Genomic DNA, 12,346 nt, shown 5'->3' on the forward strand with positions numbered 1-12,346 from the left:
CTGGAGATTAAAGGCTCAAGACCGGCTAAATCAATCCGCTCAACCCGCTGATAGTTTGCATCACTGTCAGCATAAACCGGCTCAATCTGCCGTTTGGTTCTGCGCTGGCAGTATTCAAGCACCTCAGGGCTTGGCGGAAAGAGAATGATGATTGCGCCCATCTCTGTGCCGAGTGAAGCGATGGTGATGCGTCTATCAAGGCTTAAACCTTCAGCATATTCACCATAAACCTCTGCGGCACAACCTAACAGCCCGCTCGCTCCAAAATGACGCAAAAGCGCCAGACCGACATCCTTGGGGGTAACAAGCGGCGCGGGTCTGCCCGTAAGTTCAATCCGCACTGTTGGCGGCACCTCAAACCAGACCCTGCCTTTTGCCCAGGCGCAGGCGATGTCCTTATCACCCATCCCCTGACCAAACGCACCAATCGCACCAAGGATGTTGGCATGGGAGTCGGTAGAAACCAAGGTCTCGCCCGGACCGATTAAACCCTCATCAATCGCCAGGTGGGTGCCAATACCTGAATCAATGTCAAACACCTTAATCCCCCATTTCCGGGCAAAGAGCCGGCAGAGTTGCTGGTTTGCCGCATACTTCTGGTCAGAACCGGTTGGGTTGCAGTCAAAGGTGAAAAATGTCCTTTTCGGGTCTGCAACTCCCAGACCGTGCTCCTCAATCTCCTTGATAACATTGGCACCACCAAAATCCCTTGCCACCCGCACATCAATCTCCATATCCACAATATCACCGGGCTTGACCTCGGCAGCACCTGAATGGCGCGCAATTATCTTTTCTATGATTGTGCCCTTCATAAGATCAAGAGCCCCTTCTGCATCATCACCAGAGGGTCAAAGGTGGCAAAATCTGCCTGATGAATCAGCACCGTCTCCAAAACCTTGGGCGCACCCTCACCCTCCTTGGCATGACAGGCGATGGTATTAATCACATCTCTGGGCAACCCCACCTTTGCCGCAATGACTGCACCGGCAATTGGATGCCTTGTCAGTTCACCTGCTTTGCTCTTTTTGAACCCGCCCTTACCATCAGGCTCAACCTCAACCAGTTTGCCCACATCATGCAAGAGTGCGCCGGCAACCAGCCGGTCAAGATTAATTTTATAGGGCATACTCTTATAGGAGTTTATCTGCGCCTGTGCCAGCGCGAGCGCACCTTCGGTAACCGCAATCGTGTGCTCAACAATGTTTATCCCCTTGGTATCGGTCAAGAGGGTAAAAGGCATATTCAAAAGTTCCTCAATTGAACCCCAGCCACCTTCCTTTGCCGCCTGAACCCATACCTCAACAACCTGAGTGCGCAGATTTTTATCCCCTATCCTTTTGAGTTGAGGCTCAAACAGACGCTCAATCTCTTCAAAGGTAATCACAAAACCTCCTTACAACGCCTTGATTATCGCCTCGGTCATCTCTTGTGTTGAAGCCGCACCGTATTGGAAAACATCCGGACCCCCCTTGAGCCGGAGCATATCATAGGTGCGCACCTTGCCTTCAAGAACAACCCTTGCCACCGCCTTTTCAATCCGCCTTGCCTTCTCCTTTTCGCCGAGGTAATCAAGCATCATCGCCCCGGCCATAATCATCGCAATCGGATTGACAATTGAGGGCGAAAGTTTCTCATACTTTGGTGCTGAGCCATGGGTCGGCTCAAAAACCGCCACCTCCGGACCGATGTTTGCCGAATAGGCAAAACCAAGACCGCCAACCAGACCGGCAAACCCGTCAGAGACGATGTCGCCAAACATATTCCCGGAAACAATCACACCGTAATCCTCAGGGTTCTTTGTCAGCCACATCATCATCGCATCAACATTCACCGACCACAGTTCAATCTCCGGATACTCCTTGGCAATCTTCTTTGCCTCCAGTTCCATCATCCCGCTGGTCTCCCGCACCACATTGGGCTTCTCGCAGATGGTGACCGATTTGTAACCGTGCTCCCGCGCATACTCAAATGCGGCGCGGACAATCCGCTGGCACGCCTTGCGGGTAAAGATGCGCAGAGAAATCGCCATATCCTCAGAAGGCACATCCATAAAAGCCCTCATCTTCTTATGGGTCTCAAGCGCCCTTCGCACCTCTAAGGGCGGATTGGTCCATTCCACCCCGCAATAAAGGCACTCGGTGTTCTGTCGGAATATCACCACATCCACCTTTGGCTCCTCAAAGGAGTCGCCCTTGCGCCTGATAAAATTCAAAGGGTTATTCGGAAACGAGCGGCAGGGGCGGATACAGATGTCAAGGTTAAAGTGCTGGCGCATCGTCACAATCGGTGAGTAGTAAACATAACCCTTGCCCTTAAGCGCGGGGTCAAGCTCTGCCTCCGCCTTATCCTTGGGCTTTGATGTTATTGCGCCGAAAAGCCCGACCTTGTGCTCCTCAAGGAGTTTGATCGTCCTTTCCGGCAGGGCGTTGCCCTCCTTGCACCAGAACTCCCAGCCGACATCGCCATAGACAAAATCGGCATCAAAGCCGACCGCCTTTAAGACCTTGAGCGCCTCCGGCAAGACAATTCTCCCGATGCCATCACCGGGCATTGCCACAATCGTCCTTTTACCCATAAAAAGCCTCCTGTTCAAAATCAATCTCTGCCTCTATCCTAAAAGGGAAAATCCTGTTCAAAGTGGAAAATTATACCCTTTTTAAAATCGCAGTCAATCCGCTTAAACCTCTCCTGCCGCTATCCGCTCTTTGCGCCATTTCTCAACCTCTGCCTTTACCTTAACCTGTTAAAAACCGGGAGGGTGGAGGGGACCTTACCCTTTTCAAAGAAAACAAAGTAAGACCAAATTGCTAATATATTGATAAGGTGTGGCTTAGAGCAAATATCTCCGAGAAGAGCAAAATCCTGCGTTAATTTCAGCCCATTTTCTGGCTCTAAATGATGGGGGGTCTGCTCATCTTCATCAGAGTTTTTATCAAGCGAACTAACACCCCAGGATACAATATTGTGCTCGTTTACAGTTTTTGCTTGACAACAGGCGGGAAAATCTGTAATATATATCGTGAAATTTCCATATTTATTGAGAGGTTGGCGACAAACAAAGGAGAGAAAATATGATATCTGCTGACAAGTCACCTCCACCAAAAATGCATGTTGCCCGCAGGGCACCGGGTACGGGAGGATTTGCCCAGTATGTGAAGTTTATTGTTGTCGGAGTGATAATTTTATTGCTCGTGGTGATTGTCATTGCGAGCGCGACCAGAAGGACTCCGAAGAGGGTTGCACGACAAGCAAGGGCAAGGGTAGGAAGGCAGGTTAGTTTAGGTGAGCCGACAACCACTATAGCTGAGAGAAGGGCAATGACAAAGAGTGCCCGGGCTGAGATGAGGGAAAAGGCGCGCAGGGAGAGATTGGAGGAGCGGAGAAGACGCCGGGAGGAGAGAAGAAGGCTAAGGCTCGAAAGGCGGCGCGGCACCAGGCGTGCCAGCCGTGGGAGTTACACGGCCAGGCGCAGCACCACACCAATCTTGAGTGCGATTGTGCCGCAACCAACTGGTGAACTCGTGGCGGTTGTTGGTGAGCGGCAGGTGAAACCAGGTGACCAGATTGAAGGGCGCAAGATTGTTGAGGTTAGTTCGGACCGGGTGAAGGTTGAGTATTTTACCAAGAGTTACGAGGTTAAACTGGGGCAGCCGCTCTATTGATTTAAGCCGGAATCCATTAGTCCCAAGAAGTTTTTCCGTAGTAATATTTCTTTTTTGCATTTTTCTCGGCGCCGGGTTGGGCAAAGAGCTTGTCTATAACGGTGATTTTGAACTTTCCCCGGATTCAGGCTGGCAGGTTACGCGATGGGGCAATTACCCTGATACCGGCAATTGCCGTTTGCGCTATCAGCACAGTTTTCACCCGGACCGGGATTTTGAGGCGATGGTTCACAAGATGCTCCATCAGGGGATGAAACTTTTCCAAAAGGTGGAAATCACCACTCTAAATCTAAACTTTTCTGTCTCCTGTCGTTTGACCGCCAAGAGTGAGAGTGACAGCCTTTTTGCTGCCGGGGCAATCTTTCTTGAATACCTTGACAACGAAGATTCGGTCTTAGGTGAAACGCGCATCTATACTGCAACCAGGGGCTGCAACTGGCAGAACAGCCCGACCCTGCATCTGATTCGTGCTCCTGATTCTATTAACTGGCACGATTACCGGTTCTGTCTCAAAGACGAACTTGTCAACCTCCCGGGTGTTGATACCGGGCGCATCAAGGCGGTCAGGCTCGGGCTTTTCGGCTTTGTTCTTGATAACTCCTGAGGGGTTTATCCGGGGGCGAAGGTCTTCGCCGATGACATCTCCCTCCATACCCTTGAGGCGCCGGCACTGGTTTACAAAACATTCCGGGTTATTGATTCAAACGGTGTGGTTAATGCCAAACTTGACCGCGGAGAAACTGCAGACCTGGTTTTAGTATTGAGAAACGCTGGTTCTGCGCTTGGAAGCACCAGGGCCCGGTTGGTAAGTAGAACCCCGTTTCTTGAAACTATTGATGAATGGGGCGAGTTCAATCCGGCAGGGGTAGGCGAAACAACCTCATCCGAGCGCAACCGGTTTCAAGTGCGGGCAGGTGAAGATGCGCCGATTGAGGTGCCGCTTTACTGCGATTTGATAATCACCGGCAGCGGCTATGATGATACCCTAATTGTGCCGATAATCGTTGGTGATTCAATGAACCTGCCGGTTGGTCCTGATGGTTATGGCTACTCTATTTACGACTGGACCGACTCCTGCTACAGCGAGCGAGCAGAATATGACTGGCTGGAGTTGCGCGGTCTGGGTGAACGCTTGACAATCGGCGATGACGATACGAGGAGCCTGGAGCTGCCTGAAGGCTTTGGTGTCTGGCGCTATTATGGAATTCCTTATCGGCATATCTCCATCTGCGCCAACGGCTGGATAGCCGCAGATACCACCTCCAGGTGTGATTTCACCAATGTTGAACTGCCCTATCCCAATGCACCACCCAATATCGTTGCCTTTCTCTGGGACGATTTGGCACCGAGCCGTTATGGCAACATCTGGTACTACTACGACACCTTCAACCACCGTTTTATTGTTGAGTTTGACTCCATCTCCTATTTTGGAATTCCGGAGAGGTGGGAAAAGGTGCAGGTGCAGATTTATGATACCAGTCAGGCGGTTTGGGGAGGCGACAATCCGATTGAGATCCATTTTAAGACGGTCAACGATTTCCGTTCAGTTACGCTCGGAATGCAGAACCGTGATGGCAGCGCAGGCTTGACATATCTCTATAACGAGTCTTATCCCCGCACCGCGGCACCCCTTGCACCGATGCGCAGCCTCCGGATTCAGGCAGGTGCACCTACTGGCAACAAGGAACCTGTAACCAGAGGATTGCCAAGACCAATTTTCACCATCACCCCCAACCCTTTCAGAAATCAGGTCAGGATAATATTTGAACCTGAGGCTAATGATGGGGTAAAGGTTGCGGTTTATCAGGCAGATGGCTCGTTGATAAAGAGGCTGGGGTCAAACCCTCAGGACCGAATCTGGATTTGGGACGGCAGAGATAAAGCCGGGGTAATGGTCCAGAGCGGTATTTATTTCATCAGGGCAGAAAGGCGGGGGGAAAATACAACCCAAAAGGTGGTCCGTCTGCCGTAATTTGACCCTACTGAATCCACAGATATAATTAATCTTTATGTGCTTGCTTAACAAGTCAGATGAACAGGAGGCTAAATGACAAAACGCGTGTTTGCACTGCTAACGGTTTTCATTGTTAGCAGTATTTCTATGGCTGAATGGATTTCAGCCAACGGCGCTACCGGCGCTCCCAAAATCACTATCTTGGAACAAAACTCAAGCAGAACCGTTTTTGAGGTGACAGTCCCTGGTGTTGAGATTAACCGGACTGTTATTGACAATGAGGAGTTTGCGCTTATCAATCTGCCCAATGAGGTGATGGCGGTTTTGGATGAAGGCAAGCCCCAGGTGCCCAAGGTTTCGGTTCTCTTGGCTATTCCTGAAAGGGCAAGGTTGAGGTTTCAGGTTCTGGATAAGGAGAGCCAGGTTTTTAAGGTTGGCAGGGTCTATCCACTCCAGCCTCCCCTATTGGATGGCGAAGAACCGGGTCCGTTCGTGATTGACAATAACTTTTACAATCAGAATGTCTCTTATCCCGAAATGGATGTGGCGCTTATTCACACTGGGAAATGGCGGGACCTATCAGTTGCCAACCTGCAAGTTTATCCAGTAAAGGTGAATCCGGCTAAGGGCGAGATTGAGGTTATCAAAAGGATTCGGGTTAGGGTTGATTATGAAGGTGGCTTTTATCCCCAACTGATTAGCGACTGGATGGTGCCGTTTTATAGCCACTACATCGATAACTTTCATCATCTCCCGGTGCAAACGCCCACCACTTATTCTGCCGGGGTGAGGTATCTGGTTTTCTGCCATCAGAACTATGACACCTGCACCTATCTCAATGACTCGCTCCTTGCCTGGGTTCATCAGCGGGGCTATGAGGTAAGAAAGATTACCAAATCCAGTTTTACCGCCAGTGAGATAAAGGACTCAATCCGGGCAGAATACAACCGCAACGACCCCCATCTTTTGCGCTGGGTTCTTCTGGTTGGCGAATACGGTGAAATTCCGATGGGCTCATATTCAGGAGTTGGTTACAGCGACTTCTGGTACTGTGACCTTGAGCCCTGGCCTGGTGGTGACAACTATCCTGAGATTGGTATTGCCCGGATTTCACCGGCATCAATTACCGACCTGAACAACCAGATATCCAAGATTATGAAGTACCAAAAAAACCCTCCCACTACCAACTCCTGGCTGGACAAACTGACAATGCCCGCGCATTCAGAACAATATCCGGGTAAGTATTCTGGTTGCGTCCGGGGAATCTACAATATGCCCAAGCCCTACTGGAACCCAAGCGTTGTGGAAACAATTATGGGTTATTATACCGGTAACACCACCGTTACCAATGCGCTCAATCAAGGCAGAGGAATCGTTGCCTATCGCGGGCATGGGGACTATTTTGAGTGGTGGGAGTGGGGAACCGAAGGCTCCTGGTACAACTCCCATATTTACGCTTTAAACAACGGCGATATGACACCGGTCGTTTACAATATCGCCTGCAACAACGGCAGGATTTACGACTCCACCTGCCTTTCTGAGGCGTGGATGAGGAAATATCCTGGGGGAGCGGTTGCCAGCCTTGGTGCAACCCAAGCCTCCTATACCTATCCCAATCACGGCATCTGCTCGACCTTGGTCAGGGCAACCTGCGATACCTGGACAATAACCGTTCCGGGGGTGCGCAACTACGGTCCAACCCCTTACAACCTTGCCGATATCAAATGCTATGGTGTTGATGCCTATGTGGCAAAATACTGGCCCTCGAGCCCATATCCCTATAACATCTGGATGTATGTGATGCTTGGTGACCCTGCAATGCCGGTCTGGGCAGGTGGGATGCCCCAGACACCAACGGTTACCCTACCCGATTCCATTCCGACCGGACCTTACAACCTTAATGTTACCGTAAAGGTAGGAACAAGACCGGTTGAGGGTGCTTTGGTTTGTGCCTGGAAGGAATCGGATGTGTATGTGGCTGAACGAACAAATGACAGTGGTGTAGCAACACTTGCGGTTAATGCGACCACCCCAGGCTATATGAGAATTACCGTAAGTGAAGGGCATTGCCAGCATTCTACCCCAGGTGCCGAGCATACGCCCATTCTGCCGTTTTCTACCACCAGACCGGTTGCTGGTGGCGGCACACCCCAGCCCAATGTTGTCTATGTGTCCAATCAGGTGATTGATTCACCACCTGGTGGTAACAACAACGGCAGATTTGAACCTGGCGAGAGTGGGAAAATCATTGTGGTTCTGAAGAACACCGGCAATTTAGAAGCCCAGAATGTAACCGCACAACTTAAGTCAAGTAATTCCCTATTTGTTATTACCGACTCCACCGCAAATTATGGGGACATCCCCCCAGACTCGGTCCGCAACAACCGCTCTGACCCGTTTCTTGCCCAGGCTGATGCCCGTATACCACCAGGAACCTTTGTCACCTGCACATTAAAGGTTCACTCCGAGAACTTTCAGCACGACTGGACCTACACCTTCAATCTGAGGATTGGCGAGCCGCCGCAACCACCTGGGACAATCATCTGGGGTCCGAAGGTTTGCCCGGGAATGCCCAGTGATTGGGGTCTTTACGGTGTTGCCTATAACCGGCAGGACAGTTTGATTTACTGTGTCTACTTTATGAGCCCGACCGTTTACAAGTACACCTCTGACTCCTTGTTGCAGTCCCGGGGCACAATCACCCTGCCTGAGGACTCCTGCACCGATATCGCCTACTGTTCCTATGACAACACCTTCTGGCTTGTTGCCAACCCCTCAAAGCGGGTTTACAAGATAACCCCGAGCGGTTCGGTGGTGCGTTACTTCACGGTGCCAGAGGCTGAGTATCCCTGCGGTGTGGTTGAGGATGAGGAGAACCATCTGGTCTATGTCAGTGACCGGCGCGGCACCACCACGCCCCAGCAGCGGATTTTTGTCTATGACACCTTGGGCAATATCCTTGACACCATCAACCATCCGGTCTCGGGCGTTTATGGCACCCGGTGCCTGGCTTTGGATGAGCGCTGCCCGGAAAACCCGCCATCGGTTCTCAACATCTTCACCTGGTTTGACCCTACCGGGACATACCTTGACTCCTGCGGGATGCTGGAGATTGACCGGGTGAACTGGACATTGCGGAACCGGTTTCGGTTTACAAATACCGAGTGGAACATCAGGGGCATAGAGTATGACCCGCGTGACGGCTCCTACTGGGTGACGATTATGCAGTACTCCTCTGGCTCCAACAATATGATATTCAAGGTTGTTGGTTTCAATATGGGCAGTGTTGGTGTTGAGGAAGAGGAAAAGGTGTTGCCTGAGTTGGGCAGGGGTATAAGGGTTGCTGTGCGTCCCAATCCTTTTACTGGCAGGACGGTGCTTTCGGTGGCTTTAGAAAATCCTGGTTTGGTTGACCTGCAGGTTTATGACAATCTGGGCAGGCTGGTGCGGAATGTGGCGCGGTCAAGGTCGGTGATTACCGGTTCAGAGTTCGTCTGGGATGGCAGGGATGATGCCGGTGCAGAGGTCGCCCGCGGTGTCTACTTCTATCGGGTGCGAAGCGGTTCTGATGAGGTCTGGGGAAAGGTAATCCTTACCAGAAAGTAAATGAGCGGTTAGATTGGTCTCGGGGCAGGAGTTAGAGGCGCTTCTGCCCCGAGTGTTTTTTGTGGTCTATAAGTTGCATAGGAGATGATAGGGAAAGCGGGTTAGGAGGAGTCCGTGGGGCGAAGATAATTACTATGGGGGTGGTGGAGGGGACCATCCCTTTATTGGGATAGGACAATATGGTAATTTGATGATTTTTGTGGTGTTAGATGTAAATGGCAAGAAGGGTTGATTTTGGGATAATGGTTTTTCGGCGTTGAGTGTAAAAACTTGACCCTAATTTTTTTGAGGTTAATATTAATTAAAGGCAAGGTTTTGCGGTTTGACAGATTTTGCCGACATAGCTCAGCCGGTAGAGCAGAGGTTTTGTAAACCTCAGGTCGGGGGTTCGACTCCCTCTGTCGGCTGGCTTTTTGGCGGACGGGTTCCCGAGTGGTTAAAGGGGGCAGACTGTAAATCTGCTGGCGAATGCCTACGGAGGTTCGAATCCTTCCCCGTCCATTTTGTGCGTCCGCCCGGTTGCGGGCGTGGTGTAGTGGTAGCACAACAGCCTTCCAAGCTGTTTGCGTGGGTTCGACTCCCATCGCCCGCTTTTTAAGGGTGAAATTTTTCTGTGAAGTAATTATTGACAGGTAATGGCTTAGTGATATAATTATAGAATCTGGAAAGTTGCCCATGTAGCTCAGTCGGCAGAGCACTTCCTTGGTAAGGAAGAGGTCGCCGGTTCAATTCCGGCCGTGGGCTGAAGGTGAATGTTGGTAGTTTTAAGGGAGATGTGTCTAAAAAGTGAATCGGTATTTGAGCCAATGTTTTGACATATAAGGAGGAAAGGAAAATGGCGAAGGCAAAGTTCGAACGAAAGAAGCCGCATGTCAATGTTGGTACCATTGGTCATGTCGACCATGGGAAAACCTGCTTGACTTCGGCGATTACCAAGGTGCTGGCGACGAAAGGGCTGGCAACTTATATGACCTATGACCAGGTGGCAAAGGCAAGTGAGGCCCATGGTCGCCGTGACGAGACGAAGATTTTGACAATCGCCGTCTCGCATGTGGAGTATGAAAGTGAGAAGCGGCATTACGCCCATATCGACTGTCCGGGGCATGCCGACTATATCAAGAATATGATTACCGGTGCGGCGCAGATGGATGGTGCCATTTTAGTGGTTTCGGCAGCCGATGGTCCGATGCCGCAGACAACCGAACATGTCCTTTTGGCACGGCAGGTGAATGTGCCGGCGATTGTGGTTTATCTTAACAAAATTGACCTGGTTGATGACCCGGATTTGATTGAACTGGTGGTGGAGGAGATTAAGGATATTCTTAATAAGTATGGGTTTCCCGGTGATAAGACACCCATCATTCGCGGGAGTGCTTTGAAGGCTCTGCAGGAGGATTCTGGTCCGAATGTGGATTCAATCTGGGAGCTGGTGAAGGCGTTGGATGAGTTCATTCCCGAACCGGTGCGTGATATTGACAAGCCCTTCCTCATGCCCATTGAGGATATTTTCTCCATCACCGGGCGTGGGACAGTTGTCACCGGCAGGGTTGAGCGGGGAATCTTGAAACCTAACACCGAGGTGGAGATTGTTGGCTTCGGTAAGCATGACAAGGTGGTCGTCACCAGCATCGAGATGTTCCGCAAGGTTCTTGATGATGCCCGGGCAGGTGACAATGTTGGGCTCCTTTTGCGCGGCGTGGGTAAGGATGAGGTAGAACGGGGAATGGTCGTGGCTGCACCTGGATCTATCAAGCCTCACAGGAAGTTCAAGGCAGAGGTCTATGTGTTGACCAAGGAGGAGGGTGGAAGACATACGCCGTTCTTCCCAGGTTATCGTCCCCAGTTCTACATTCGCACGACCGATGTTACCGGGACGGTCCAGTTGCCCCCAGGGGTGGAGATGGTTATGCCCGGTGACCATGTGACGATGGAGATTGAGTTGATTGCACCGGTGGCGCTGGAGCAGAACTCCAAGTTTGCCATCCGCGAAGGTGGCAGGACCGTCGGTGCGGGCACCGTTGTGGAAATAATCGAGTAGGATATGCGGGTTTTTTTAACGCTTGCCTGTGGAGAGTGCAAGAATCGGAACTATCACACCGATAAGAATAAGAAGAAGACCCAGCGGCTGGAGATTAGGAAGTTCTGTCCAGCCTGCAGGAAGCATACGGTTCATAAGGAGGTTAAATAGGCCAGTAGCTCTAACGGTAGAGCGGCGGACTCCAAATCCGTAGGATGGGGGTTCAAATCCCTCCTGGCCTGGAGAATATTAAATGAGACTCTGGAAGCGAATTAAAGAATTCATCGCAGATGTAATTACGGAGATGAAGAAGGTTTCTTGGGTGAAACCCAAGGAGCTTTGGAAAACGACGCTGGTGGTGATTGTTTTTTCGGCTGTGTTGGCGGCTTTCATTGGACTATGTGATTTCGTCTTTTCCCGATTGCTGGCGCTCCTTTTGCGTTAAGGAAAAATGATGAGGTTTTTTGTTGTTCACACTTACACCGGCAGGGAACGGAAGGTAAAGGAGCTTCTGGAGAAGGCGATTGAGGCACAGGGGAAAAAGGAGCTGTTTGGCAAGGTGATTCTACCCGCAGAGAAGGTGGCGAGGGTGCGCAAGTCCAAGATTGTTACCGAGGAGAAGAGGCTCTATCCCGGGTATATCGTGGTGGAAATGGAACCAACCGAGGAGGCATTGAAACTTGTGGCCTCGATTCCGGGTGTGACTCATATCTTGGGCACACGGAAAGAGCCGCTGGCATTGGATGAGAATGAGGTTGCTGCTATGCTTGAGCAGATTGAGCAGGGCAGGGATAAGATTCAACCTGAGGCGCCATTTGAAAAGGGGGAAACGGTGAAGGTTACTAAAGGTCCTTTTGCCGGTTTTACCGGAACGGTTGAAGAGATTATGAGTGAGCGGCGTCGGGTTAAGGTAATGGTGACGATATTCGGTCGACCGACACCGATTGACCTTGATTTTCTTGAGGTTCAGCCGATTTAGAGAGGAGTTAGGTTTATGGCAAAGAAGGTTATCGCAGTCGTTAAACTACAGATACCGGCTGGACAGGCAACCGCAGCCCCTCCGGTTGGTCCAGCACTTGGTCAGCACGGAGTTAACATTGCTGAGTT

Annotated in this window: 12 protein-coding genes and 5 tRNA genes; 14 read left to right on the forward strand and 3 right to left on the reverse strand. The window is 50.9% G+C overall.

All coding sequences use genetic code 11. The features are described from left to right. From ABIK47_07245 to ABIK47_07255, 3 genes are all read right to left on the reverse strand, one after another. The coding region (locus tag ABIK47_07245) for an aconitase family protein (protein MEO0020412.1) at positions 1-812 on the reverse strand (812 nt) is incomplete at its 3' end. Then, positions 809-1,384: an HD domain-containing protein gene (locus ABIK47_07250; protein MEO0020413.1), complete on the reverse strand. Its 576-nt coding sequence runs from the start codon at positions 1,382-1,384 to the stop codon at positions 809-811. The genes ABIK47_07250 and ABIK47_07245, both read right to left, overlap by 4 nt. A gap of 9 nt (positions 1,385-1,393) precedes the next feature. Further along, positions 1,394-2,575 carry an isocitrate/isopropylmalate family dehydrogenase gene (locus tag ABIK47_07255; GenBank protein MEO0020414.1) on the reverse strand — a complete coding sequence of 394 codons (1,182 nt, stop codon included), beginning with the start codon at positions 2,573-2,575 and terminating at the stop codon, positions 1,394-1,396. Between the two features lie 496 nt (positions 2,576-3,071). On the opposite strand from ABIK47_07255, the gene ABIK47_07260 reads away from it, so the two are divergent. From ABIK47_07260 to ABIK47_07325, 14 genes are all read left to right on the forward strand, one after another. Next, on the forward strand, positions 3,072-3,662 hold the full coding sequence (locus tag ABIK47_07260) for a hypothetical protein (GenBank protein MEO0020415.1): 591 nt from the start codon (positions 3,072-3,074) through the stop codon (positions 3,660-3,662). A gap of 76 nt (positions 3,663-3,738) precedes the next feature. Then, a complete protein-coding gene (locus ABIK47_07265) occupies positions 3,739-4,266 on the forward strand; it encodes a hypothetical protein (GenBank protein MEO0020416.1) in 528 nt (175 codons plus the stop codon). Between the two features lie 156 nt (positions 4,267-4,422). Beyond that, positions 4,423-5,634, forward strand: coding sequence for a T9SS type A sorting domain-containing protein (locus ABIK47_07270; protein MEO0020417.1), 1,212 nt, complete (start codon positions 4,423-4,425; stop codon positions 5,632-5,634). Positions 5,635-5,709: 75 nt separating this feature from the next. Beyond that, positions 5,710-9,222, forward strand: a complete 3,513-nt coding sequence (locus tag ABIK47_07275; GenBank protein MEO0020418.1) for a C25 family cysteine peptidase — start codon at positions 5,710-5,712, stop codon at positions 9,220-9,222. Between the two features lie 334 nt (positions 9,223-9,556). Further along, positions 9,557-9,629 (forward strand) — tRNA-Thr (locus tag ABIK47_07280). A gap of 11 nt (positions 9,630-9,640) precedes the next feature. Further along, positions 9,641-9,723 (forward strand) — tRNA-Tyr (locus tag ABIK47_07285). Positions 9,724-9,743: 20 nt separating this feature from the next. Beyond that, positions 9,744-9,814: transfer RNA gene (locus tag ABIK47_07290), tRNA-Gly, on the forward strand. Between the two features lie 79 nt (positions 9,815-9,893). After that, a tRNA-Thr gene (locus ABIK47_07295) sits at positions 9,894-9,966 on the forward strand. 91 nt (positions 9,967-10,057) lie between these two features. Then, positions 10,058-11,260, forward strand: coding sequence for an elongation factor Tu (gene tuf, locus ABIK47_07300; protein ID MEO0020419.1), 1,203 nt, complete (start codon positions 10,058-10,060; stop codon positions 11,258-11,260). A gap of 3 nt (positions 11,261-11,263) precedes the next feature. Then, positions 11,264-11,410, forward strand: coding sequence for a 50S ribosomal protein L33 (rpmG, locus tag ABIK47_07305; GenBank protein MEO0020420.1), 147 nt, complete (start codon positions 11,264-11,266; stop codon positions 11,408-11,410). Continuing rightward, positions 11,409-11,481, forward strand: a tRNA-Trp gene (locus ABIK47_07310). Before rpmG ends, ABIK47_07310 begins: the two co-directional genes overlap by 2 nt. 11 nt (positions 11,482-11,492) lie before the next feature. Then, the gene (gene secE / locus ABIK47_07315; GenBank protein ID MEO0020421.1) at positions 11,493-11,684 is read left to right on the forward strand and encodes a preprotein translocase subunit SecE; all 192 of its coding nucleotides are present in this window, start codon (positions 11,493-11,495) and stop codon (positions 11,682-11,684) included. Between the two features lie 9 nt (positions 11,685-11,693). Then, on the forward strand, positions 11,694-12,218 hold the full coding sequence (gene nusG, locus ABIK47_07320; GenBank protein ID MEO0020422.1) for a transcription termination/antitermination protein NusG: 525 nt from the start codon (positions 11,694-11,696) through the stop codon (positions 12,216-12,218). A 15-nt stretch (positions 12,219-12,233) separates the two neighbouring features. Continuing rightward, positions 12,234-12,346, forward strand: a 113-nt coding sequence (locus ABIK47_07325) for a 50S ribosomal protein L11 (protein ID MEO0020423.1), incomplete at its 3' end; no start/stop codon positions are given.

The organism is candidate division WOR-3 bacterium, from assembly GCA_039801245.1.
Classification (GTDB): Bacteria; Hydrothermota; Tepidihabitantia; order Tepidihabitantales; family Tepidihabitantaceae; genus JAOABP01.

What these genes read in the sequence shown, in the direction of transcription:
- nusG (MEO0020422.1), top strand. Translation starts at nt 11,694, where the DNA reads ATGAGGTTTTTTGTTGTTCACACTTACACCGGCAGGGAACGGAAGGTA.
- rpmG (MEO0020420.1), top strand. Translation starts at nt 11,264, where the DNA reads ATGCGGGTTTTTTTAACGCTTGCCTGTGGAGAGTGCAAGAATCGGAAC.
- ABIK47_07255 (MEO0020414.1), bottom strand. Translation starts at nt 2,575, where the DNA reads ATGGGTAAAAGGACGATTGTGGCAATGCCCGGTGATGGCATCGGGAGA.
- ABIK47_07260 (MEO0020415.1), top strand. Translation starts at nt 3,072, where the DNA reads ATGATATCTGCTGACAAGTCACCTCCACCAAAAATGCATGTTGCCCGC.
- tuf (MEO0020419.1), top strand. Translation starts at nt 10,058, where the DNA reads ATGGCGAAGGCAAAGTTCGAACGAAAGAAGCCGCATGTCAATGTTGGT.
- ABIK47_07275 (MEO0020418.1), top strand. Translation starts at nt 5,710, where the DNA reads ATGACAAAACGCGTGTTTGCACTGCTAACGGTTTTCATTGTTAGCAGT.
- secE (MEO0020421.1), top strand. Translation starts at nt 11,493, where the DNA reads ATGAGACTCTGGAAGCGAATTAAAGAATTCATCGCAGATGTAATTACG.